Origin of the sequence: Shewanella fidelis ATCC BAA-318, from assembly GCF_000518605.1 — a bacterium.
GTDB lineage: Bacteria > Pseudomonadota > Gammaproteobacteria > Enterobacterales > Shewanellaceae > Shewanella > Shewanella fidelis.
This window is the reverse complement of sequence record NZ_JADX01000017.1, coordinates 1-25,586: the sequence shown is the minus strand read 5'-3', so window position 1 is coordinate 25,586 and position 25,586 is coordinate 1. Positions and strand designations below refer to the sequence as shown.

Genomic DNA, 25,586 nt, shown 5'->3' with positions numbered 1-25,586 from the left:
CTGCGCTAAAGTATTAGGCCTTTGGCTGCCAGATACTGTCATCGGCCTGCATCTTATATAGGCTTTCTGCACGAGACACTAGCAGCTGAGCAAATTTTGCCTGAGCAGGATCTTTAGTTAAACCTGAACGTTGAATATTTTCTGCTTTCATCTGCCACATCATTGAAAAATGGCGTAGTGCTTCTCGAGCTGTTGCCGCTACACTCACTTCAACATAGTCAGAAGGCAAGTCACCCGACATTACCCAATAAGTTTTCTTAGTCGGCTTCTTCGAATCAATTTTCCACAATGCGACATAAGGTGCTAAGTAACGACTTTCTTCGGCATAGACCTTATTTGGCATGATGCCTTTTTCCGCTAAGAACTTGTTTGCCTTTTGAAACTGAGCTCGAGTCCACTCCTGAATTTGCTGCTCTTGATCTACTACTTCTTCAGCCATTAATACTTCCTTTCTTATTGTTATTTTGATTTCTGCCTGCATGAGAATATAAATAAATTTTCACAGCTTCGACACTGAAATTAAGCAACAACTTTACGTTAACGTAAAGTGGAAAGCAAAATTGCCAGACAGATCACAAATATTCCGAATCTTTACTTTATTGAGAGTATCGCTAAATGCTATCGTTCTGCAATAAATATAACAAGTAGACCACTCTGTAATCCTACAGCAGCGGTCATTCGATGCTCACAGCGGAGATCAACAAGTGGCAATTTTTAATCACATCTCTTTCGACGACCACGAACAAGTCGTCTTTTGTCATGATAAAGAAAGCGGCTTAAAAGCCATTATCGCTATCCACAACACTAACCTTGGACCTGCAGTTGGTGGTTGTAGAATGTGGAACTATGAATCAGATGATGAGGCTATCACTGACGTATTACGTTTATCACGCGGCATGACCTATAAAAATGCATTAGCAGGTTTGGCAATGGGTGGTGGTAAATCCGTCATTATTGCCGACCCAAAAGTGCAGGACAGAGAAGCACTATTTAGAGCGTTCGGGCGCTGTATTGATACATTAGGTGGCAAATATTATTCGGCAGAAGATGTTGGTGTATCAACTGCAGATATTATGATTGCCCACCAAGAAACCCCTTATATGGCGGGTTTAGAAGGTAAAAGTGGTGATCCATCTCCATTTACCGCATTAGGAACCTACTTAGGTATTAAAGCAGCGGTTAAGCACCAGCGCGGTCTAGATAGCCTAAAAGGCTTAAAAATATCAGTTCAAGGCGTTGGCCATGTGGGTTATTACCTATGTCGCCATTTACACGCTGAAGGCGCTGAACTTATTGTTACTGACATTCATCAAGACTCACTCGATCGCGTTGCAACTGAATTTGGCGCAACCGTTGTCGCTCCACAAGATATTTATCATCAAGATGTTGATGTTTATGCTCCTTGTGCACTGGGGGCAACAATTAATGACATAACTATCCCAATGTTAAAAGCAACGATTGTTGCTGGCTGTGCAAATAACCAACTTGCTGAAGTTCGCCATGGTGAGATGCTTAAAGATCTTGGTATTTTATACGCCCCAGATTATGTGATTAATGCTGGCGGTATTATTAATGTATCATTCGAAAAAGATTATGACGCATCAGCTGCTACGGCAAAAGTTGAAGAGATCTACAACACGCTACTAACGATTTTCACTCAGTCAGTTGAGCAAAATCGTACCACTGGCGACGTTGCTGATGAAATGGCGCGAAATATTATCAACGCAGCAAAATAACATTTAGCAAACTAAAGCAAAACACTCAATACCCAGCCATGTGCTGGGTATTTTTATATAAAAACACCAAACTTATAAATGAATAAATTTCATTATAAAACATATTGATATTTTGCTTAAATCTACTTCCACCTACACCTTGTACTGGAAATAACTCAATTCATCTGCTTGACTTATAAGCCCTGTTTAAAGCGGAAATGATGGATATGGTGATATTTAAATACGCCCTTAATCAAGATAATATTGAGTTACAAGCCAGTAACTGGTCTGGACTTGAACAGATGTTTATTAATGGCAAGCGCGTATCTAGAAAACTCAATTTTGGCCAACATAGCCAACATGACATGACGTTGCATGATGGTAAAGCTGCAACTTTATTGCTTTTGCTCGAGCCAAATACTGATCAGCTTGTATGTCATATCTACAAACAAAATAACCTTGTGGCCAGTTTAACTCAACCTAAGAAAGAGCCTTATCCCTACCGACAACTCGCTCAGCAGGCGATACTTTCTATCGGCCTCGTCTTGGTATTTTTGCTAACTATGGCTTAGGAAAAATAGGGAGACTTAGCTCAGATTTAATCGCGTCAGAAACTAACACAGTGTGATGTTAGCGGCTTTTATACAAAGCAATTGTGTATTTTGATAGTCACCACTTCCTGCAGTAACTGTTGTGATCGCCAATTTTTGTTTTTCCTTACTGTTTTCAATCAGCTCAGTTTTAATAATCGTGCCATCACGAACAAAGCTCACTGCATCAGCAAAGTCACCAACATTAAGATCTCGGTATAGCTTTGCGGTAATACTACCGATTGAACGCGGCTCTAACCTGCCCTCCTCAACAATAACGCTATAACCGTTAGCAAGCTTTATAGCCTTAATAAACACAGCACTACTGTCTTGCAAGTCAACCTTACTTACTGATGAGTCTACGTGCGGCTCAGGACTTTTAGGCTTATTAATATTTATTGAACAAGCACTTAGCATTAACGTAGCGCAAACCGTAATTAACAATGGTTTCATAAATATTCCTTAGCTGCTTATTGTCTATAATTAAATCTATGTTTAGAGCAACATACGGCTAATAACGATTAATTTTATTCAGCAGCAATAAAAGCTGTGCTCTTTCTTCAACCGCAAGATACTCTAAGAAAGCTTCATTAACTCTCTCAGCTTCTCTCACTAAGTCTTGTTCAAGCGCTTTACCGCTATCGGTAAGATAAATTTGAAATGCTCGACGGTTGTCAGCATCTTGGTGGCGGGTGATTAAGCCTTGTTGCTGTAATTGGTCTAGCAAACGAGTCATAGTGTAGTTTGCCACATCACAACGTTTTGAAAGCGCAGTTTGGGTCACGCCTTCCTCTTGCCATAAGGAAAACAAAACTGGCCAAAGTTTGATGTCCAACTCGTATCGCTTTAGCCGCTGATCCAGTGCATTTTGCAGATCAACATTCAAATGAGATACCAAGTCAGCTAGACTCTCAAATCGATTCAATTAGCACCTCCTGAGCCTGCGGGGTTTGTATAATACCAACTAGTATAAAGATTTGGTCGCTCAGCGAGAATTTAGCGGCACTGAGACAAGGCAACGAGTGAAGAGCATAGTTAAACTAGGTTCAAGCTTGCTCTTTTTATCAAGAGTCGCAGGATCAGAGCCGCTCAAACTCGCCATTCTGGAGCGTTTTTGGCTGCCTACTTGTGCGTTGAATAACTTCACAAGGGAGCAACCATTCTTTCAGTTATTCGCCTTGAATTAGATTGCCAAAATCGCTCTGAGTAGATCAACTTCTTATACTAATTGGTATAATCTTATCATCTACATCAAAAGAAACTAGCATTACTGTATGCTAATTATTCAGCTTTCATACAAAACACTTAAGTTTCATTATCTTGAATTAAAAAGGATCAATGTAAGTAAAAGTGATTAAAACGAAAAAGCGAGAAGTTAAATAATAAACTCATTGATAAAGCGGTAAAAACACGCTCTAGCGAACTTAGCCTCTACCCCACGCTCAAACGTAATCGTCACTCCATCTTCATGCACGATAAACTCGTCAAAGCTTTCGACTGCATGCTGGCTACCAATGCTGGTATTAACAATGTAACTACCGTTATCACAAGCCTGATAATCGACCACAATTAGCGCTTGAGAGGCAACGGCCACACGCAATCTTTCAACAGGTGTGATCAGTAAATACTGGCCTTCAATCCGGTGTAAAATAGTGGCAAATAGTTTACAAAACTTAAGTGGTAGTTTACCTGATTGATAAAACCAATCACCTTTGTCATCTATTTCAAACAAGCTAGCTTCGCTACACAGATCTTTCCGATGCGACAACGAACCAAGCACTTCTGTCACATCATTCGCTTCATCTTGTTCAGTAGTCATAATATGCCCTAGCCAATAAAACAAAAAACCACCTAACAATCTAGGTGGTTTAGTCAAGGATCAAATTAGCGTTAATAATGCTTCTACAGGATGTTTTGGCTTAAAACCGCTAAAGCGCTTTACTTGACTTCGACATGAGTAACCAGAGATCAACACCTGCGATTGCGGTAGCTGAGTCAAGGTGTGTTCCCATGACATACTATACAGGGTTTTAGAACGCTCAAGGTTTTCTGCCTCATGGCCGTAGGTGCCAGCCATTCCGCAGCAACCTAAATTGACCGTATTTAGTTTAGCGCCAAAATGCTGGAAAATATGCTGCCACTCTTTAGCGGTATTAGGCTTAGCCGTTGATTCTGTACAATGACTAAACCAAGTAAACTCCTTCGCGTCATCACCAGCTAACATCTCTCGAGTTGGTACATTACTCAGTGCATCTAAAAGCCATTCGTTTGCAAGTTGCACATGGAAATTCCCGCGCGCGCCGGCGAGTACCTCTTTATACTCATCACGATAACAAAGCACTAATGCAGGATCGATCCCCACCATAGGCATCTTAAGCTCCGCCACTTGATTGAGAAAATCTGCGGTCGATTTTGCAGTACGGGCAAACTTATCAAGGAACCCTTTGATGTGAATAGGTTTACCATTTGGCTTAAATGGCAATAACACCGGCTTTAGACCCAGCTTTTCAATTAACTGAATAAAGTGATAAACCGTACCTGCTTCATAAAAACTATTAAACGGATCTTGTACCACCAGCACATACTGACTACGTTCATTCTCGGGGATTTGCTGCAATGCAGCTAAATCATAACCCCTACTCGGATGCCCCTCTAATCGCTGCTTAAGTGTTGGTACTGATAACGCCGGTGCATCAACATAACCGAGCGATTTTTTAATGACCCACTTACTAAGACTATTCTGTGATACTGCGTTAACCAGTCTTGGTGCGCTCGCCATTAAAGGTAGAGAATCTTCAATCCCAGCGACTAAGTAATCTTTTGCAGGGCGTAAATAACGCTGATAATAGATATCGAAAAATTGTGCTCTAAACTTAGGCACATCGACTTTAACTGGACACTGACTTGAGCAGGCTTTACAAGCTAAACAACCTTTTAATGACTCCATCACTTCATGGGAATAATCGTATTCTTTATCGATTTTTAAGGTGTTTTGTGCGCGCTGCAACCAACCTAAAGGTTTAGCTCGAGCAAGCTCATTAACATCGACGCCTTCAGCCTCTAATAAGCGCAACCATTCGCGCATCAGACCTGCTCGACCTTTAGGAGAATGAATGCGGTCACCTGTCACCTTAAATGACGGACACATTGGAGAATAAACACTGTAGTTAAAGCAAAGACCATTACCATTGCAATTCATCACATCAGGAAAGGCTTCACGGGTTTTTATTGGTATTTGTCTATCAAATGCGCCACGTTTTACACTATCAACGTTATATAGCATTGGCCCGCTGCCTTTAGGCGCAACCAACTTACCTGGGTTAAGCTTATTACTAGGGTCAAATAAGCCTTTAACCTCTTCCAATAAACCATATAGTTCCTCACCAAATACAGCAGGGCCATATTCGCCGCGCACGCCTTTACCGTGCTCGCCCCACATCAAGCCGCCATACTTAAGTGTCAAATCCGCCACTTGATCAGAAATCGTTTTAAGCAAGCGCTCATCTTGCTCATCACACATATCAAGCGCAGGACGAACATGCAGTACCCCAGCATCGACATGACCAAACATGCCGTATTGTAATTGATGACTATCAAGTAGTGCTCTAAATTCCAAGATAAAATCGGCAAGTTTCTCTGGTGGAACCGCGGTATCTTCAGCAAACGCGATAGGTTTACGGCTGCCTTTTGCTGCGCCTAATAAACCAACCGCTTTCTTACGCATCGCATAAATCGTATTAATGCTGCTTTTATCTGAGGTTACTTGGTAACCCAGTAACCCCGCTTCATTTTGGTTCACCTGCACAGTCAGCATAGCTTCTAAGTTTGCAACACGAGCTGCTACATCAGCTTGCTCACCGGCAAATTCGACCATATTCAGGCCGTCAATCTCTTTACCTGGTACATCTTTGATCAGCTCGGATACTGAATGCCAAATAATATCTTGCTTAGCAAGATTTAAGACTTTTGAATCGACGGTTTCAACAACGGTTGCATTCGCTTTCACTAGATCTGGCGCGTGGCGCAGTGCGGATTCAAACGAGTCATATTTGATATTGACCATCATTCGACAGGTTGGCAGAGGCGTAATATTTAGCTTTGCCTCAGTGATGACTGCTAAGGTGCCTTCAGAGCCTGCGATAATGCGCGATAAATCAAATTGCTCTAGCTCGTCATCCCACACATTTTTTAAGTCATAGCCCGTTAAAAAACGGTTTAATTTAGGAAAACGTAGCTCGATTTTCTGCCGATTATCTAAGCAGATATTTGCAATCGTTGAGATCAGCTGCTGCCCTAATAAATTATCTGTCACAGAGTCGACATTAGCTAACTGTTCTTTGCTGAGCGGAGATGTACTCAGTATCGAACCATCATATAAAGCACTGGTTAAACCCAATACATGATCAGATGTCTTACCGTAAACCAGTGAACCCGCTCCTGAGGCATCTGTATTGATCATCCCGCCAAGGGTTGCGCGGTTTGATGTCGAAAGATCAGGACTAAAGAAAAAACCGTGAGGGCGTAACGCATCATTAAGGGCATCCTTTACTACACCGGCCTGCACCCTAACCCAGCCTTCTTCAGCATTAACTTCAAGCACTTGATTCATATAACGCGACATATCGATAATAATGCCGTGGGTCAATGATTGACCATTAGTGCCAGTTCCACCACCACGTGCGCTAAACACCACTTTTTCAAATTCAGCGTTATTGGCAAGCATTAATGCAAATTGCACATCTTGCGCCGTTTTTGGGTAGATCACGGCTTGAGGCAAAAATTGGTAAACTGAATTATCGGTTGCTTGGGCTAACCTAGCACTGTAACGCGTGTCGATATCACCAGCAAATGCGCCCTGTTCCAATGCAGATAAAAAGGAAAGATAGATAGGTTCAAGTGTTTGTTGATGCGATAACTTGGGTAACATAGCTGCTTCTGTCATTTATTATTTTTAGGGTATGTCAGCATTATAAACATAAAAAAAGCCGCTAAATAGCGGCTTTTTTAATGAAATGTTAAATCACGCAGATTTAACTATTCATTTTAACGGCGATAAACACTGTTATGCGTGTGCTTCTGCAAGGTATAACCAAGTATCAATAACGGTATCTGGGTTAAGAGATACTGTGTCGATCCCTTGCTCTACCAACCATGCCGCAAAGTCTGGGTGATCCGATGGTCCTTGACCACAAATCCCCACGTAAGCGCCTTTAGCTTTGGCCGCTTTAATCGCAAGAGCAAGTAACGCTTTAACCGCTTCATTACGCTCATCGAATAGGTGACTAATAATGCCTGAATCTCGGTCAAGACCTAGGGTTAACTGAGTTAAATCGTTAGAGCCAATTGAGAAGCCATCGAAGTACTCAAGGAACTGTTCAGCGAGTAATGCGTTTGAAGGCAGCTCACACATCATGATAACGCGTAAACCATCTTTGCCGCGCTCTAGACCTTGCTCTTTAAGTAGCTCAATCACTTGTGCAGCTTCATCAAGCGTACGTACGAATGGGATCATGATTTCAACATTCTTCAGACCCATATCATTACGAACACGCTTAATCGCTTCACACTCTAAAGCAAAACAATCGCGGAACGACTCAGAGATATAACGGCTAGCACCGCGGAAGCCCAACATTGGGTTTTCTTCTTCAGGTTCGTAACGGTCACCACCCACTAAGTTAGCGTATTCGTTTGACTTAAAGTCTGACATACGAACAATCACTTTCTTCGGGTGGAAAGCAGAACCGATAGTTGCAATACCTTCAACAAGACGTGCTACATAGTATTCAACTGGAGACTCATAACCCGCGATCATCTCGTGGATCTCTTGCTGTAGTTCAGCGGTTTGGTCGTTGAACTCAAGCAAAGCTTTAGGGTGAATACCGATCATACGGTTGATAATAAACTCAAGACGCGCAAGACCTACACCTTCGTTAGGTAAACGAGCAAAGTCAAACGCTCTGTCAGGGTTACCCACGTTCATCGTGATCTTCATTGGTAGCTCAGGCATGGCATCAACGCGTGAAGAAACGACATCAAACTCTTGTAAACCACTGTAAATGTAACCTGTGTCACCTTCAGCACAAGATACAGTGATCTCTTGACCGCTTTGAATATGGTCAGTGACATCGCCACAACCAACAACAGCTGGTACACCTAGTTCACGAGCAATAATCGCAGCGTGACAAGTACGGCCACCACGGTTAGTAACAATAGCGCTTGCACGCTTCATGATTGGTTCCCAATCAGGATCTGTCATATCTGTAACTAACACATCACCTGGTTGAATTTGATCCATATCATCGATTGACTTAAGCACCTTAGCGATACCTTTACCAATCTTATGACCAATTGCACGTCCCTCAGAAAGGACTTCACCTTGAGTTTTAAGGTGGTAACGCTCAATTAACTGAACATCTTCACGAGAGCGAACAGTTTCAGGGCGAGCTTGAACAATATACAACTTACCGTCGTTACCATCTTTAGCCCATTCGATGTCCATTGGACGGCCGTAGTGCTTCTCGATAGTCATTGCTTGTTTAGCTAACTCTTGTACTTCAGCATCATTAATAGAGAATTCACGGCGCTTATCTGCTGCAATGTCTTCAATCTTAACTTGCTTACCATGTGATTCATCGTCTGAATACACCATTTGGATAAGCTTACTGCCGATATTGCGGCGTACAACGGCTTTATGACCTGCTACAAGTGTTGGCTTATGAACATAAAACTCATCAGGGTTAACTGCACCTTGAACAACCATTTCGCCTAAACCAAATGAAGAAGTAATGAATACTACATCATTGTTGCCAGACTCAGTGTCCATGGTGAACATGACACCTGAAGCGGCTTTGTCTGAGCGTACCATGCGCTGAATACCAGCAGACAATGCAACGCCTTTATGGTCATAGCCTTGGTGAACACGGTATGAAATAGCACGGTCATTGAACAAAGAAGCAAATACATGCTTAGTTGCTTCAAGTACAGCTTCATAACCCTTAACGTTAAGGAAAGTTTCTTGTTGGCCCGCAAATGATGCGTCAGGCATATCTTCAGCAGTTGCAGAAGAACGCACTGCAAAAGATGCGTCTGTTGTTTCAGAGCTTAGCTTTTCGTACGCTTCACGAACCGCTTGCTCAAATTCTGGATGGAATGGGGTATCGATTACCCACTGTCTAATCTGTGCACCGGCTGTAGCGAGTGCGTTCACGTCATCTACATCTAGGGATTCTAGTATTTCGTATATCTTCTGGTTAAGTCCACTTTGTTCAAGAAATTCATTGAACGCAAAAGATGTTGTTGCAAATCCGCCAGGCACTTGAACGCCTGCATTTGATAGATTGCTAATCATCTCACCAAGGGAAGCGTTTTTACCGCCTACCTTGTTAACATCGCCCATGCCTAATTCTTGATACCAGAGTACGTATTGCTGCACAGTTTTTATCTCCGCAAGTATATTTTTAGTGTGGCTCTTCACACGAGAGCAAGGGCATCTTACACTCCATGGCAACAAGCGTAAATGTATAATTTTATTTGTAATTTTATTACTACAAGAGGTCAAAATGTTACGTAAAGTATTCTATATCTCAGATGGGACAGCGATCACAGCTGAGGTGTTTGGTCATGCAGTGCTATCGCAGTTTCCGCTTGAATTTGATGCACTTACAATTCCATTTGTTGAAACAATAGCAAAAGCTGAAGCGGTAAAAGCGCAAATAAATGATTGTTTTATTACAACAGGTGAACGACCGTTAGTTTTCCATTCTATCGTTAAACCTGAGATTAGAGATGTCATTTATAGCAGCGAAGGCTTAGATTATGACTTTTTGAACACTTTTGTCGCGCCATTAGAAAAACAACTAGGTGTTGCTGCTGCTCCAGCACTGCATCGCACCCATGGCAAAACGAATGAAGGATACGAAGCGCGTATTGATGCGATTAACTACGCCATGGAAAATGATGATGGCCAAACCATGAAACATATGGATAAAGCCGATCTAATCCTGCTCGGTGTATCGCGCTGCGGTAAAACCCCATCTAGCCTATATCTATCTATGCAATTCGGTATTAAAGCTGCGAACTACCCATTTACTGAAGATGATATGGATAACTTAAAACTGCCTGATGCACTAAAACGCAATAAGGCTAAATTATTTGGATTGACTATCGATCCTGAAAGATTACATGAGATCCGCCAAAGCCGTATGTCAAACAGTCGCTACTCTTCTCTACGTCAATGCCGTATAGAAGTGAAAGAAGTCGAAATGATGTACAAGCGTGAGCGTATTCCCTTTGTTAACACGACTAATCATTCAGTCGAAGAGATTGCCACTAAGATCATTGAAGCAACAGGATTAGAACGTCATATGTTCTAAACTTACTCAACAGTGACGTTGTTAAATTAAAGGCTTTTAAGCCTAAAAGCCTTTAATTTATATCAAATAAATATCGATATAGACAAAATTTGCGCCAATTTTAGGGTAATTGACACTGTGCATAGGCTAACTATTAGTTATAATCCGAGTAATTAAGGCGAAAGCCACACGAACGCTCGGTATTGTGAATGACCATTAAAACAGACGAACTACGCACTTCCCTTTTATGTAAGGTAATTTCACCTGCACAACTCGCTTCTGAATACCCTTTAACTCAAGATGCCGCTGACTACCTTGTTCAGCAACGCCGTGAAGTTGAGGCGATTATCAGTGGTGAAGATCAACGCCTACTGGTAATCATTGGCCCTTGTTCAATCCACGACACAGAAGCAGCACTTGATTATGCTCAACGCTTAGCCAAGCTTCATCAGCAGTACAAAGATGATTTATGCATCTTGATGCGAGTGTATTTTGAAAAGCCACGCACAACTGTAGGCTGGAAAGGATTAATCTCAGATCCAGATCTCGATGGCAGTTTCAGTCCAAACAAAGGCTTACGTAAAGCGCGTCATTTACTGCAACAAATCACCGAACTTAAGTTACCTATTGCAACTGAGTTTTTAGATATGGTGAATGGTCAGTATATTGCAGATTTAATCACTTGGGGTGCGATCGGTGCACGCACAACAGAAAGCCAAATCCACCGAGAAATGGCATCGGCTCTGTCTTGTCCTGTTGGGTTTAAGAATGGTACCAATGGCAGTATTGATATTGCTGTCGATGCCGTTCGCGCGGCGCAAGCTCCTCATATCTTCTACTCTCCAGATAAAGATGGTGCCATGGCGGTATACCGTACACACGGCAACCCATTTGGACACATTATTTTACGTGGTGGTAAAGAGCCAAACTATCATGCCGAAGATATTAAGAGAGCTGCTGCACAGCTTGAAAGTGTCGGCGTAACCCAACGTATGGTAGTTGACTTTAGCCATGGTAATAGCCGTAAGATGCATAAAGAGCAGCTCAACGTTGCTGATTCAATTATGCAGCAAATGGCACAAGGTTCTACCTCAATTGCAGGCATTATGGCTGAAAGCTTTATCGAAGAAGGTAACCAAAAAGTGGTTGCTGGTGAAGAGCTTGTTTACGGTAAGAGCATTACCGATGCCTGTATAGACTGGGAAGATTCAAAAGTCTTATTAAGCGATCTTGCTAAGGCTTCTCGAGCAAGAATTGAATTGCTAAAGCAAAAATAACAACTCAGTTATATTGCTAGCACTGATGTTAGCAAACCTATTTAAAACGCACTGCTCCATTCAAGCAATGCGTTTTTTTTCTTCCGAAAATGCCACCAAATCAAGCTCAAGCTTCTGTTACGATCATATCAATCGACTAATACACTTGTACCTAATCTGTTATAAAATGACAAAAACGGCTATAATCTCGTCTCTTTTAAATGCATAACCACAGGTTGCCGTATGCCATTGTCGCAAGACCCACAAGTTTTTTCTGAAGAAGTTGCCCTTAGAATTGAACAATCTGAAGCTCGAGTAATAAAAGCCGTATTCCCATCAATTACCAATCACCATAACACCTTGTTTGGTGGTGAAGCATTAGCTTGGATGGACGAGACTGCATTTATTGCGGCTACGCGTTTTTGCCGTAAGACCTTAGTCACAGTTAGCTCGGATAGAATTGATTTTAATAAGCCTATTCCGGCCGGAACCTTAGCTGAAATTATTGCTCGTGTGATCCATGTGGGTAACACATCAATTAAAGTAGAAGTAAATATTTTCGTTGAAGATATGTATCAAGACCAGCGAGATCATGCTATTCGAGGCGTATTTACCTTTGTTGCTGTTGACGAAAATAGAAAGCCTACAGCAGTTTGGCCGCCTCACAGTTAATGTGAGTAGATAATCTCATTGCACATGTATATCAAAGTTTAAGCAATTAATGTGCTCTATAAATTAAACCTTAAACTTTGATATACATATTGAGGGGAATATCAGGCACTTTTCGTTGCAAGCCATCCCCATTAACAGATTGTATCTACAGCTTGATCTCGAATGTAATTTAACAAAACCTCACCCCACTTGCTGCCATAGACCAAAGTCTAACTTCTGCAATTATTTTAACAAATAGTAACTTTTAAGCAGAAAAGCCATGGAATAGCTTGTCATTTATCTGTTACATTGAACTATCTTCACGTGCAACCAATACAACCTTACAAAGCCATGAAGCCTGAAAATTTAAATATAATTATTGCTGATGACCATCCGCTATTTCGTAATGCTCTTAGACAAGCCCTATCGTCTGAATTTACGAATACTCAGTGGTTTGAAGCTGATAGTGCTGAAGCACTACAAAGCTTATTAGAAAATGATGACGTTGAATATGATGCTGTGTTGCTCGATCTGCAAATGCCGGGATCACATGGCTATTCAACACTGATCCATTTGCGAACTCACTTCCAAGACTTACCAGTTGTTGTCATATCAGCCCATGAAGACAACCTAACTATTAGCCGAGCAATTCATTACGGTAGCTCAGGCTTTATTCCAAAGTCATCTTCGATGGAAACCCTCGCAGAAGCGCTAGAAGCAGTATTATTTGGTGATGTGTGGTTACCACAGGGCGTTGAACTACAAGAAATAAATGAAGATGAAACGGATCAGATGGCGGCGAAACTTGCGGATCTGACTCCACAGCAATATAAAGTACTACAGATGTTTGCCGAAGGTTTACTCAACAAACAAATAGCCTATGATTTAGGTGTCTCTGAGGCGACGATTAAGGCGCATGCTACTGCGATATTTAGAAAGCTTGGTGTCAGAAACCGAACCCAAGCTGTTATTGCACTACAACAATTAGAAATGGAAAAGGTCGACATTTAAGTCTACACCTTGTTTGGCTTTCCCCCTCTCTACTTTAACAGGATCCGCTGACAAATTATTGCAGCGGATCTTTATAACTAGTAGATAACAGCTTGACCTATATCACTTTTCACTATCGCTTTATCGAAAGTTTTCCATCACCTTGTAATACATCATACCCAGCGCAAGTGCTTGATTACCAAACCACTCATTCAGTGGAATACGGTAGTGAGACATCTGAGCAAATAGGTCAAATTCATGTAATTCACCCGCTACGGCATTGGCCACAATCTCTGCCATAATATGAGAAGTCGCAACACCATGACCAGAATAGCCTTGGCAGTAATAAACATTTGGCGATACTTTGCCCAATTGAGGAATACGGTTAAGTACTATCCCCGCCATACCAGTCCAACCGAATTCAATATCTATCCCCTTAAGCTGAGGAAAGGTTCGTTCAAGAGCGGGTCGCAATTCTTTAGTAACATCCTTAGATTCCCGTCCAGAATAATTGGTGCCGCCGCCAAACATCAAACGGTTATCAGCTGTTAATCGGTAATAATCAAGCACAAAGCGTGTATCGTAAACCGCGACATCTTGAGGGATTAAACTCATCGCAAGTTCTTCAGACAACTGGGTTGTAGCACAATTGCCTAATGATGCAGGAAACAACATGCCACGTAATTTTTTACGAGCAAGTTTATGATAGGCATTACCAGCAATAACCACACGGTTAGCAATCACTTTTCCTTTGGCTGTGGTTACCTTTGCTAATGATCCGTCTTCAATGTTTAAAACAGCAGAATGCTCAAAAATCAATGCCCCTAAACTCTCAGCCGCCCTTGCTTCACCAATACAAAGGTTTACGGAATGAAGATGCATATTACGTCTATTAAGTAACCCACCATGGTACAAAGGCGTATTAACATACTCATCTAATTCAGATTTGGTAAGCATAGCTAAGTCACCTTCCATTCCTCGTTGGCAAGCTTCGGCATAGGTTTTATCAAGCAGTTTTAAGTGACTGTACTTATATGCTGTGTGAATATGGCCAAACTTCAAATCGCAAGCAATATCATATTTTTTTACTCGTTCTTTAATGATGTCATGCCCACGCCAACGCATATTCCAAACATATTGTTCGGCATCACTACCAATTCGTTTTCGGAGTTGCCTAGTCATGGCTTCATCTCCGGAAAGGCTTCCGGTAACCTGGCCACCATTACGCCCAGTAGCCCCCCAGCCGATTTTATTCGCCTCAAGTAGTGCTACTTTGTAGCCTTTCTCGCTCAGCTCTAGTGCTGTTGCAACACCAGTAAAACCACCGCCAACAATCACAACATCGACTCTAATCTCTTCCTTTAACTCCGGAAACTCCGTTTCATGATTAATTGTTGCGTTGTAATAAGAGTTGCAGCGTGGTTCGGACATGGTCATTCCTTTTGAGTATTTTATTATTGTTGTTTTATATATTTTACAAAATTAAACTAATGTTCAGTATATCCACTCAAAATAAGACTGGTCAAGACTTGAAAATACGCCTTTCAACAACGACTCATTATTCTGACATTATCAACTTAGCTAGGAAGTAAATCTATTTACTCTATTAGCAACAGTTACTTGTCGAGCTTAGGTTCACCTACTATCTTCAATAGTGTATGTCTAAGTTATCAAATACTAAATTATTTGTTTTGGACCGTCAGCGTGCAGTTGTACTTACGTTTTGAGATCGCTAAACCTATTGAAAATCAAAGGAAACTAACATGAAAAACCTCGGTATCGCACTCATTGTTCTAATCCTTAGTGCCTGTGCATCTTCTCCTGCTACATGGAAGGGGATGTCAGAAAGAGATATTGCAGAATGGAAAGAAATTGGTTTTAACGCAGAACAAGCTCAAGCTTGGAAAAAGGCAGGGTTTGATGCCAAACAATCAAGTAGCTGGTCAAAAGAAGGTTTTAATTTAGAAAGTGCCCAAAGCTGGAATAGCCAGTCTTTTAACCCTGAAGAAGCCAAAAGCTGGAAGACAGGTGGCTTTGATGTAGAAAGCGCTGTAGAGTCGAGAAATAAAGGCTTAACACCAGTTAAAGTTGAATAATCAACCCAAAAATTGGTACCTCGCTATACACAGTAAAAGTGAAACAGCTACGCTATTAGCATACCTGCTTCACTTTTACCCGAACTAACTTTTTTTCACTAAGCTCGAGATTAATGCCCTCAGTGCCGCAGGTTTTACCATTTTAGCCATATAGTGGTAGCCCCTTCTTTGAATGTCTTCAATCAAGTCTTTACGGGTATTTGCAGTGATGAGGATCCCAGGTAAATGCTCGCCATAAAGGCTTCGAATACCGTCCATAGCATCTACACCATTCTGACCATCATCTAAATGATAGTCCGCTAACACGATGTCAGGTGCCAATCCTTTTAAACCTAACTTAATTCTGGCATCAGAGAGATCTTTTGCACAAATTACCTCACACTGCCAACGACTAAGCAAACTCTCAAGACCTGCAAGAATTGCTTCCTCATTATCAATACACAGTACTTTCACACCAGCTAAAGGTTGTTGAAGCGAAGGCGCTTTTTTGGCTTTAGGCGCGGTATTCTTTTCACCTAAAGGTACCCTAATCGAGAAAACAGACCCCCTACCTAGCTCAGAGCTAACATATATATCATGGGATAATACTCGGCTTATACGATCAGCAATGGCAAGCCCTAAGCCCAAACCACTAACACTTTTGCTTTCAGGGTTATCTAAACGTTTAAACTCTTTAAAAATCTCAGATGTCTCACTCTCGTCAATGCCACAACCAGTATCGATTACTTGAATTTCGATCTCCGAACCTCTATGACGACAACCCAACAACACCCGGTTTCCTTTGGCATATCGATAGGCATTAGTTAAGAAGTTTTGCAAAACTCGACGTAGTAAACTTGGATCTGAATTAATGGTGACTGAACTCGCAACGAAGCTAAACTTAATTGCATTATCTTTCGCCATGGCATCAAACTCTACAGCTAAGCCATCTAAAAGATCAGCTATGGCAAAATCTCTACGATTAACATCAACCATTCCTGAATCTAGTTTAGAAATATCAAGCAGATCAGTAAGTAACTCCCCTGCTATTTTTAGTGAGCTATTAACATGATTTAGCGTAGTTTTACCCTCTTGATCCAAATTAGGGTATTGAGAAAGCGACGCTGTAAATAACCTTGCGGCATTCAGTGGTTGCATCAAGTCATGACCAACTGCAGCTAAAAATCGGCTCTTTGAAGCGTTAGCCATTTCTTCTTGAGCTTTTGATTCAAGCAGTTGGCTATTGAGCATAGCCAATTCGTAAGTGCGTTCCTGCACCCTCGCCTCTAGCGTTTCATTTGCCTCCTGCAACGCTTTAGCTTGTAATCGATATTGGGTGATATCGGTAAACGTCATAACAAAGCCGCCACTAGGCATTGGGTTACCTTGAATTTTTATCACTTTACCGTCGTCTCGCTGGCGCTCTGACACATGAGCTGTACCGTTTCGCATATGCTGAACGCGTTTCTGTACTTGTTCCTCAATGTCACCAGGCCCACAGTAACCTCGCTCAGCATTAAAACGTACAACTTCGCTGATCGGCATTCCGGCCTGTAAAAAGTTGTCTGGGTAATTATACAATTCGGCGTATTTGTAATTCCAAGCAACGAGGTTGAGATCTTTATCCACGACACTCATGCCCTCATAGGCATGCTCAATCGCGCCTCTAAGCATATCTTGACTTAAAATGATTTTTGATGAGGCTTCATCAACTAAGCTAAATACTTCATCTAAGGCTAAATCTCTGCCCTGAAGAACAGAGTCCAGTACAAGTGATGCACTCGATGCGCCTAAAACGCCTGCTAGCATATGTTCGGTATGAGCAATAAGCTCCGGTGGCGCGGCTTTATGCCAACTGTCGCTTTTTACCGCTTCTTCTGAAAAAGAGGAAAAACTCTCATAAGCACGTGTAGGGCTGACAAAACGGCTAGCTAATATTAATAAGTCTTGTTGAGAGACGGGTGCATTTTTACGGTTAGGACCTTTTTTCAATTGTCCTGGAGTGACAAAAGCACTAGCTTGCATGCGCTCAGCAACACCAGCCCTAAACCAAACAGAACCCAGCATATAACATGCACTATTAGCTAGTAATGCGATAAGAATATCACGCACATTGGGTGTAATGGATTCAAGCAATGCGAACTCTGCCGTTACGATTGACGGTGAATTTACCGCACCTTGCATTAGAATATAACACCAACAGCCAAAGCCCACTGTTAACCCAAGCAACACACCACTGCGATTGCCATGCTTCCAATACATGCCACCTATTAGCGCTGGAGCTAGCTGGGCAAAAGCGCCAAATGACAACATACCTAATGACGATAACGAGTCGTTATCCATAAAAGATAGGTAACTAAAATAACCTAAGCCAAGAATAAGCATGATGGCCAAGCGGCGAGCATTTAAAAGCAGCTGCGAAAATTGGCTAAAATTCCGCGCCTTAATTTGCCCTGTGCGCAACATTAATGGGACTAGCCACTCGTTACTAACCATAACGCTAATGGTTACCACCGCAACGATCACCATTCCCGTAGCTGCCGACAATGTTCCCAATAAAGCAACTACTGCGAGCCAAGTTTGATCAAGTGCTAAAGGAAGGTTTATAACATAAGTATCTGCCGCAACGCCGTCCCCGAGTAGTAATTTACCAGCCAACGCTAAAGGGGCGACAAACATGCCAAAAAGTAATAAATATAAAGGAAATAACCAGCGGGCTTTTATAATAGTTTTTTCGTTTTCACATTCGACCATCATGACATGAAACTGCCTTGGCATACACAAAAATGCCGCCATCCCGACTAACAACTCAGGCGTTAATGCTTCTAGACGAATATTAGGATTGTTAATTAAGTTTTTATCGGCAGCCTGCTGCCAAATATCAGAAAAGCCATCAAATACGCCGAAACTAATCACCAAGCCAACCAGTAAAAATGCCCCTAGCTTCACCAAAGATTCAAAGGCAATAGCTAACATCATCCCAGGATTATGTTCGGTAGCATCAAGCTTACGAGTTCCAAATAAGATAGCGAATACCGCGAGGATTGCAGTGATAATTAATGATACTTTAGCGCCATCGAATAGCGCCCCATCTGGCTGGAACAAATTGAGGCTAAATACCATCGCTTTCAGCTGCAGTGCGATATAGGGCATTATCCCAAATAAAGCAATTAGGGTTACGATCGCAGCAAGCAGTTGCGACTTGCCATAACGAGCAGCGATAAAGTCCGCTACAGAAGTAATATTTTGCGCTTTAGACACAATCACCATTTTACGTAATAAGCTAAAGCCCAAAACGAAAATAACAATAGGACCAATAAAGATAGGTAAAAAAGACCATAGGTCTTGTGCTGACTGACCAACTGTACCTAGAAAGCTCCATGACGAACAATATACGGCCAAGCTCAAGCCATATATCCACGTCTGCAATCGCTTTGTCACCCCGCTAAACCAACGTTCAGCTCCCCACGCCAGTAAAAACAGCAATAACACATAGACGATGGCAATCGAGCCAACTAACACGGTTAAATTCATAGGATTCTCATTTTTTTGAACTATTTTGCGGTAAAACCTGCATAAAATCCAGCCAAATTAAAATTACAACCATTTAAAAAATAAGGAAATTATCGTACTAGACCAAGGTCTAATAGAGAAAGAGGTCGTTCCCAATTCATACTCAGCCTACGCATTATTAGATAAGGGAAGCCCAATGAGCATGCAGTCTCTCTACAAAGTACCAAGTGACATCGCTGCAAATGCACTTGTAAACGATGAACAATATAAAAAAATGTATCAGGAGTCGATAGTCAACCCTGAAGGTTTCTGGAGAGAACACGGCAACCGCATCGACTGGATAAAACCTTTTACTAAGGTTAAACAAACTTCTTTTGACGACCACAATTTATTTATCAAATGGTTTGAAGACGGAACCCTCAACGCATCAGCGAACTGCCTCGACAGACACTTAGAAAACAATGCAGATAAATTGGCTATTATCTGGGAAGGCGACGACGCGAACGATCAGCGCACACTGACCTATGGCGAATTACATGCAGAGGTATGTAAATTTGCTAATGCTTTGCGTAGCCAAGGGGTTCGCCGCGGAGATGTTGTTACTGTATATATGCCTATGGTGCCTGAAGCGGCAGTCGCTATGCTTGCGTGCGCTCGAATTGGTGCCATTCACTCTGTTGTGTTTGGTGGCTTTTCTCCAGACTCAATCGCTTCTCGGGTAATTGATGGTAATTCGAAAATTGTGATCACCGCAGACGAAGGTGTTCGCGGCGGTCGAATTATTCCACTTAAAGCCAATATTGACCAAGCTTTATCTCACCCAGATGTTAACTGTATTGAAAAAGTCATTGTAATGAAGCGCACTGGCGGCGATATCAATTGGGTTGAAGGCCGCGATATCTGGTGGGAGTCATTAATGGAAACCGCTTCAGAGCATTGTGTTGCTGAAGAGATGGGCGCAGAAGATCCACTTTTCTTACTTTATACTTCAGGCTCTACCGGCAACCCTAAAGGCGTACTCCACACTACCGGTGGTTACATGGTGTACGCTGCAATGACCCATGAGTATGTTTTTGATTATAAAGAAAACGAAGTTTACTGGTGTACTGCGGATGTAGGTTGGATCACGGGTCACTCTTATATGGTATACGGCCCTCTTGCAAACGGTGCAACAGTGCTTATCCATGAGGGTGTACCAAATTACCCAAGTCCTGCCCGCCTTGGTGAAATGATTGACCGCCACAAGGTTAATATTCTATACACAGCTCCAACACTTATTCGCGCTCTGATGGCTGAAGGCAAAGAGCAGTTCGCCGGTTTCGATGGTAGCTCTTTACGCATTATGGGCTCAGTTGGCGAACCGATTAATCCTGAAGCTTGGCGTTGGTATAACGATGTAATTGGTCATGAAAAATGTCCGATTGTTGATACTTGGTGGCAAACCGAAACTGGCGGTATTCTGATTAGCCCACTTCCCGGTGCAACAGACACAAAGCCGGGCTCAGCAACTCGTCCATTCTTTGGTGTTCAACCTGCCCTTGTTGATAACATGGGTAATATTGTAGAAGGTGCAGCCGAAGGTAACTTAGTTATTCTAGATTCATGGCCAGGACAAATGCGCACTGTATATGGCGATCACGACCGCTTTGTACTAACGTATTTTAAAACCTTTAGAGGCATGTACTTTACTGGTGATGGTGCCAAACGAGATGAAGATGGTTATTACTGGATCACAGGCCGTGTTGATGACGTTATTAACGTTTCAGGCCACCGCCTTGGTACAGCAGAAGTTGAAAGTGCACTTGTTGCTCATGAGCAAGTTGCAGAAGCTGCCGTCGTTGGCTACCCACACGATATTAAAGGACAAGGTATTTATGCTTATGTGACCTTAACTAAAGGCACAGTGGAAACAGAAGAACTTCGTCAAGAACTTCGTCAATGGGTACGAAAAGAGATTGGGGCGTTAGCGACACCAGATCTTATCCAGTGGGCTGGCGGATTACCTAAGACTCGTTCAGGTAAAATCATGCGCCGCTTCCTACGTAAGATCGCAGCGAATGAGGTTACAAACCTAGGAGACTCTTCAACACTCGCTGATCCAGCTGTTATCGACACACTTATTGAAACGCGATTAAATCGCAGTGAATAAGCAACAAACCAATTTGATTGTGTAATATCCCTAGCCCCTCTTTGAGGGGCTTTTTTTGTTTACCGTTTAAGCCCAAATATGGGATCATTTCAGATAACGTTTTAAATCAACTTAGGCCAATGTGTGCAATTAAGAGATTATCAGCAACAATCAGTTGATGCGGCCATCAACCATTTTAGGACAAGCATCGACTCCGCCGTTTTAGTCTTACCTACAGGTGCAGGCAAAAGCATCGTCATTGCAGAGCTTGCTCGAATTGCTAAAGGCCGAGTACTCGTATTAACCCATGTCAAAGAACTTGTTGCTCAAAACGCAGAGAAAGTTGGCCTATTAACAACCCAAGCTAAAATTTATTCAGCTGGACTTAACCAAAAATCAACTGACGGCAAAACAGTTGTTGCCAGTATTCAATCGGCAGTTAAACAACCGACACAATTTGATGAACCATATAGCTTAGTCATTATCGATGAATGTCATCGTGTTAGCCCAGATGAAGATAGCCAATATCAACTACTACTTACTCATCTCAAATCAAAAAATAGTAAACTAAGAGTGCTAGGGCTAACAGCAACCCCTTATCGATTAGATCTTGGTTGGATCTACCGTCATCACTATCACGGTAAAGTTGGTAACACCGAAAAACCTGTGTTTGAAAAGTGTATTTTTGAGTTACCAATGCGCCCTCTTATTAAGCAAGGCTTTTTAAGTCAACCAAAAATGTTCGACGGCTTAAGCGCACAATACGACTTTAGTGATCTCACAGCTTCACCAACTGGTGAATATAACGAGAATGAAGTTAACTCTATTCTTAATCACTGCGGACGAGCGACGACAGCAATAGTCAAACAACTAATTGATTTCGGAGCCAGTCGCCAAGGGATCATTATCTTTGCAGCAACCGTCAAACACGCTGAAGAAATTGTCGAAAAACTTGCATCAGAACAGGTCGCTCTCATTACCGCGAAAACATCTCGAGAAGAACGCGATAGATTAATTAATGAGTTCAAAGCTAAAAAAATAAAGTATTTAGTAAACGTAGCAGTATTAACTACAGGCTTTGACGCGCCCCATGTCGATCTCATTGCTATTTTGCGCCCAACAGCTTCTGTCAGCCTATTTCAACAAATGGTCGGTCGCGGGTTAAGAATTGATAAAAATAAGGCTGAGTGTCTGGTCATCGATTATGCAGCCAATGGTTACGACCTTTTTTACCCTGAAGTTGGTCAACCAAAACCAAATACCAAGTGTAAACCGGTACAGGTACACTGCCCTGTTTGTGATTTTGCCAATATATTTTGGGGCTTAACCGACGATGACGGTGACATCATTGAGCATTTTGGCCGTCGCTGCCAAGCCATTGTTGAAAAAGAAGGCATAAAACAGCAATGCGACTTTCGTTTTCGCTCAAAGTCATGCCCAAACTGCGGAGAGGAAAACGATATAGCAGCTAAAGTCTGCCAACATTGCCAATCCGTGCTCGTTGACCCGGATAAACGTCTTAAAGAAGTGTTGCAACAAAAGCACCATCACCTATTCAAGTGTCAAAGTATGCTACTTGAAGCTCAACCAGACCGATTATTAGTACGTTATATTGATTTAGATGGTAATGATTTTTGCCGCTTTTTCAAAATGCAGACTCCAGCTCAAATTCGAGCACTTTTTGCTTTATTCATATTACCTCATAGTCGCACTCCAGGCATGAAACACCCAAAGTATACAGAGCCTGAACAACTTGTTAATGACCAAGCTCTTTTTAGAAAACCCGACTTATTGTTACTAAAAAAAGGCAAAAAGGGTTGGGAGCTGATGGATACAATATTTGATTACAAGGGCCGCTATCAAACAGACAAAACGAATTTTGAATGAAATTAGCTAAAACGATTAGCTCAACTTTGATTATCAATTAGAACAATTGCAAAGGCTATGATATAAAGTGCTCAAGATAAAACTGAGGAAGCTATTATGTTTGTTGTAATTTTCGGTCGTCCAGGGTGTCCTTATTGTGTTCGCGCAGTGCAAGTTGCTGAACAGCTAACTGAGAAGCGTGATGATTTCAAATTCAGATACGTAGACATTCACGCAGAAGGGATCAGTAAAGCTGATCTAGAGAAAACAGTAGGTAAGCCAGTTGCAACTGTGCCGCAGATTTTTGTCGACCAAGATCATATTGGTGGCTGTACAGAGTTTGAACAGTACGTTAGAGATAACAACTTAATGCCTGCAGCTTAAGTTTTATACTCAAAAAAGGAGGCATTTGCCTCCTTTTTTAACTTTAAAACTCACTAAAGGACATACTTCATAGAGAAAATCACTCGATTGAGCTCTCCATCCATACCGTTTTCCTTAGTGTTTTTAGCATACATATATTCAACACCAACCGTTAACGGCTTTACAGGTGAATAAAGTAAATTAATATAGCCAGAGTAAGAGTCTTTATTGACATTGTTACCACTTAAATCAACGTTATTGTCAGCCTTAAAACCCGAACCTGTTATACTCGTTCTCCACTTATCGTTCCACCAATGACGATAAGAAATATAACCACCATAAGAACCAATTGTTTCTATATCACCGTTGCCATTCAAAACACCAGCATTAACGTAATTCAGCGCCATATAGCGCCCCAATCCTTCACCATAAGTTGCCGACATCTTAATATCGTCCTGACCAACAGGAATAACACCGGTAAAGCTCACTCCGTAGCCAAACTCAGTAGCATCGATAGGGTTAGCCGTGTCTTTGTTCATTTCAATATTAAGCTGCCTTGCAATACCTGCAAAAGTAAACGCCATACCACTTTCGGTTTTCATATTATAACGAGCAACAAAGTCGGGGATCATACCACTACCACTAGTGACACGAGTGCCGCTGGGATCCCGATATGTATTTAGTGTTGTTTCAGGGTTTTCTGCTGAAAACTGAAATCCACCATTGGTATATCTAACCATAGTTTGACGAACAAACGGCGTACCATCAGCAGCACCAACAAAGTCTAGGTTTTCAGGCAATGCCCCAGGATTTTGGAAAGTGGTCCACATTTGACCTGCAGCCCAATTATCAAAACTAATAAAGGCTTGACGAATACGTGGGGAATAACTGTTGGAAACTCGTTCATTACCATCAGTATGCGTCATAAAATCAAGCTCAATAAAACCTGACAACTTATGCCCATTTAAATCTGTCGATGTTTTAAAGTTAAAACGAGACTCTCTTGCTTGAAAATCAACGACCTGTTTACCATTACTCGCATCACCATAAATCGTACCAGGCACATAAAACTGCCGTGATAAACTGCCTGAGCCAGGAGCACCATTGCTATAATCACTAAACATTACATCTGCTTTAACATATCCACCAAACTGAAAGTCCGTATCAGCTTGTGCACCAACACTTATAGTTGTTGCTATTGCTGCTCCAATTAAGGTTAACTTTGCTTGTTTCATTCCCTTTCTCCCAGATACTTTTATTATCCATACTAAATATGACCGAGTTAACAATTAGACAACATTAGCAATAGGTCTATTAGACAAAGGTATTGCGCCAGATGCTAATGAATATCTATTTCAGTCACCTGCTTTATATTAGTAAAGAATGAAACAAAGTGTTAACTCATCTTAAAAGCTGCCTTATTAACCACGATTTCTTATTCTATAAACTTGAATCACGCTATCTCACAAATCGACAGTTAATGGGAATAACAATTTAGAAATCTAATTTTAAATTTGCTTAAAGTTTTTTTAGTCTAGAAAGATCACTAAAAAACCAGAGAAGAACCTCTAAGTATTATACAAATTAGTATAAAGATATGGTCGCTCAGCGAGAGTTTAGCTGCACGGAGACAAGGCAACGAGTGAAGAGCATAGTTACTCTACGTTCAAGCTTGTTAATGCAAGATCAGCGCCGCCAAAACTCGCCATTCTGGAGCGCTTTTGGCTGCCTACTCTGCGTTAAATAACTTCACAAGGGAACAACCATTCTTTCAGTTATTCGCCTTGAGTTAGTTTGCCAAAATCGCTCTGAGTAGATCAACTTCTTATACTAATTGGTTTTATGTTGCATTAAGGAGGCGAATGAGGTGATAAAAATATAACCTATTTGATGTACGCAAAAGTGAGAATCCGATAACTAGCACTGATAAATGCTTAAGACTCAAAAATTAGCACTTCAATATATTTTAGTGGAGATAATGGATATTTTTAGTGGAGTAAATAAAAGGAATGGTGGGTCGTGAAGGATTCGAACCTTCGACCAATTGGTTAAAAGCCAACTGCTCTACCGACTGAGCTAACGACCCAT

General features: G+C 41.7%; 19 protein-coding genes and 1 tRNA gene. 10 read left to right on the top strand and 10 right to left on the bottom strand.

Features of this window, described 5'->3' with window-relative positions; translation table 11 throughout:
* Positions 1–13: 13 nt before the first annotated feature.
* Positions 14–439 (bottom strand): DUF4826 family protein, encoded by a 426-nt coding sequence (locus L884_RS0108295; RefSeq protein WP_028767059.1) that lies wholly within the window; start codon positions 437–439, stop codon positions 14–16.
* Between the two features lie 265 nt (positions 440–704).
* Between L884_RS0108295 and L884_RS0108290 the strand changes: the two genes are divergently transcribed.
* Positions 705–1,736 carry a Glu/Leu/Phe/Val dehydrogenase dimerization domain-containing protein gene (locus L884_RS0108290; RefSeq protein WP_028767058.1) on the top strand — a complete coding sequence of 344 codons (1,032 nt, stop codon included), beginning with the start codon at positions 705–707 and terminating at the stop codon, positions 1,734–1,736.
* Positions 1,737–1,942: 206 nt separating this feature from the next.
* Positions 1,943–2,287, top strand: coding sequence for a hypothetical protein (locus L884_RS0108285; protein ID WP_028767057.1), 345 nt, complete (start codon positions 1,943–1,945; stop codon positions 2,285–2,287).
* A gap of 42 nt (positions 2,288–2,329) precedes the next feature.
* Here L884_RS0108285 and L884_RS0108280 read toward each other — a convergent pair whose 3' ends face one another.
* The 5 genes from L884_RS0108280 to ppsA form a co-directional block, all read right to left on the bottom strand.
* Complete coding sequence (locus tag L884_RS0108280) at positions 2,330–2,758, bottom strand: PliI family lysozyme inhibitor of I-type lysozyme (protein WP_028767056.1); 429 nt, start codon at positions 2,756–2,758, stop codon at positions 2,330–2,332.
* Positions 2,759–2,816: 58 nt separating this feature from the next.
* Positions 2,817–3,230 carry a MarR family winged helix-turn-helix transcriptional regulator gene (locus L884_RS0108275; RefSeq protein ID WP_028767055.1) on the bottom strand — a complete coding sequence of 138 codons (414 nt, stop codon included), beginning with the start codon at positions 3,228–3,230 and terminating at the stop codon, positions 2,817–2,819.
* A 450-nt stretch (positions 3,231–3,680) separates the two neighbouring features.
* Positions 3,681–4,124 (bottom strand): DUF1285 domain-containing protein, encoded by a 444-nt coding sequence (locus tag L884_RS0108270; RefSeq protein WP_028767054.1) that lies wholly within the window; start codon positions 4,122–4,124, stop codon positions 3,681–3,683.
* A gap of 60 nt (positions 4,125–4,184) precedes the next feature.
* Positions 4,185–7,232, bottom strand: a complete 3,048-nt coding sequence (gene ydiJ, locus L884_RS0108265; protein WP_028767053.1) for a D-2-hydroxyglutarate dehydrogenase YdiJ — start codon at positions 7,230–7,232, stop codon at positions 4,185–4,187.
* A gap of 135 nt (positions 7,233–7,367) precedes the next feature.
* Positions 7,368–9,737, bottom strand: coding sequence for a phosphoenolpyruvate synthase (gene ppsA, locus L884_RS0108260; RefSeq protein WP_028767052.1), 2,370 nt, complete (start codon positions 9,735–9,737; stop codon positions 7,368–7,370).
* Positions 9,738–9,864: 127 nt separating this feature from the next.
* Here ppsA and ppsR point away from each other — a divergent pair, with 127 nt between their 5' ends.
* The 4 genes from ppsR to L884_RS0108240 all read left to right on the top strand — a co-directional run bounded on the left by ppsR (position 9,865) and on the right by L884_RS0108240 (position 13,574).
* Positions 9,865–10,677, top strand: a complete 813-nt coding sequence (gene ppsR / locus L884_RS0108255) for a posphoenolpyruvate synthetase regulatory kinase/phosphorylase PpsR (RefSeq protein ID WP_028767051.1) — start codon at positions 9,865–9,867, stop codon at positions 10,675–10,677.
* 188 nt (positions 10,678–10,865) lie between these two features.
* Positions 10,866–11,933, top strand: coding sequence for a 3-deoxy-7-phosphoheptulonate synthase (locus tag L884_RS0108250; RefSeq protein ID WP_028767050.1), 1,068 nt, complete (start codon positions 10,866–10,868; stop codon positions 11,931–11,933).
* A 222-nt stretch (positions 11,934–12,155) separates the two neighbouring features.
* The gene (locus L884_RS0108245; RefSeq protein ID WP_028767049.1) at positions 12,156–12,584 is read left to right on the top strand and encodes an acyl-CoA thioesterase; all 429 of its coding nucleotides are present in this window, start codon (positions 12,156–12,158) and stop codon (positions 12,582–12,584) included.
* Between the two features lie 330 nt (positions 12,585–12,914).
* The gene (locus tag L884_RS0108240; RefSeq protein WP_028767048.1) at positions 12,915–13,574 is read left to right on the top strand and encodes a response regulator transcription factor; all 660 of its coding nucleotides are present in this window, start codon (positions 12,915–12,917) and stop codon (positions 13,572–13,574) included.
* 120 nt (positions 13,575–13,694) lie between these two features.
* On the opposite strand, the gene L884_RS0108235 is transcribed toward L884_RS0108240, so the two are convergent.
* Positions 13,695–14,984, bottom strand: coding sequence for an NAD(P)/FAD-dependent oxidoreductase (locus L884_RS0108235; protein ID WP_028767047.1), 1,290 nt, complete (start codon positions 14,982–14,984; stop codon positions 13,695–13,697).
* 332 nt (positions 14,985–15,316) lie between these two features.
* Between L884_RS0108235 and L884_RS0108230 the strand changes: the two genes are divergently transcribed.
* Positions 15,317–15,649 carry a hypothetical protein gene (locus L884_RS0108230; RefSeq protein WP_028767046.1) on the top strand — a complete coding sequence of 111 codons (333 nt, stop codon included), beginning with the start codon at positions 15,317–15,319 and terminating at the stop codon, positions 15,647–15,649.
* 84 nt (positions 15,650–15,733) lie between these two features.
* On the opposite strand, the gene L884_RS0108225 is transcribed toward L884_RS0108230, so the two are convergent.
* Positions 15,734–19,162: a PAS domain-containing hybrid sensor histidine kinase/response regulator gene (locus tag L884_RS0108225; RefSeq protein WP_028767045.1), complete on the bottom strand. Its 3,429-nt coding sequence runs from the start codon at positions 19,160–19,162 to the stop codon at positions 15,734–15,736.
* A gap of 175 nt (positions 19,163–19,337) precedes the next feature.
* Here L884_RS0108225 and acs point away from each other — a divergent pair, with 175 nt between their 5' ends.
* The 3 genes from acs to L884_RS0108210 all read left to right on the top strand — a co-directional run bounded on the left by acs (position 19,338) and on the right by L884_RS0108210 (position 23,519).
* Positions 19,338–21,290 (top strand): acetate--CoA ligase, encoded by a 1,953-nt coding sequence (acs, locus tag L884_RS0108220; protein WP_028767044.1) that lies wholly within the window; start codon positions 19,338–19,340, stop codon positions 21,288–21,290.
* Positions 21,291–21,413: 123 nt separating this feature from the next.
* On the top strand, positions 21,414–23,156 hold the full coding sequence (gene radD, locus L884_RS0108215; protein WP_028767043.1) for a DNA repair helicase RadD: 1,743 nt from the start codon (positions 21,414–21,416) through the stop codon (positions 23,154–23,156).
* 96 nt (positions 23,157–23,252) lie between these two features.
* Entirely contained in the window at positions 23,253–23,519 is a 267-nt protein-coding gene (locus L884_RS0108210) for a GrxA family glutaredoxin (RefSeq protein WP_028767042.1), read from the top strand.
* Positions 23,520–23,572: 53 nt separating this feature from the next.
* Here the strand turns inward: L884_RS0108210 and L884_RS0108205 are convergent, their stop codons facing one another.
* Together L884_RS0108205 and L884_RS0108200 are read right to left on the bottom strand one after the other, a co-directional pair.
* A complete protein-coding gene (locus L884_RS0108205) occupies positions 23,573–24,733 on the bottom strand; it encodes a DcaP family trimeric outer membrane transporter (RefSeq protein WP_028767041.1) in 1,161 nt (386 codons plus the stop codon).
* A 775-nt stretch (positions 24,734–25,508) separates the two neighbouring features.
* Positions 25,509–25,584: transfer RNA gene (locus L884_RS0108200), tRNA-Lys, on the bottom strand.
* Positions 25,585–25,586 lie beyond the last annotated feature (2 nt).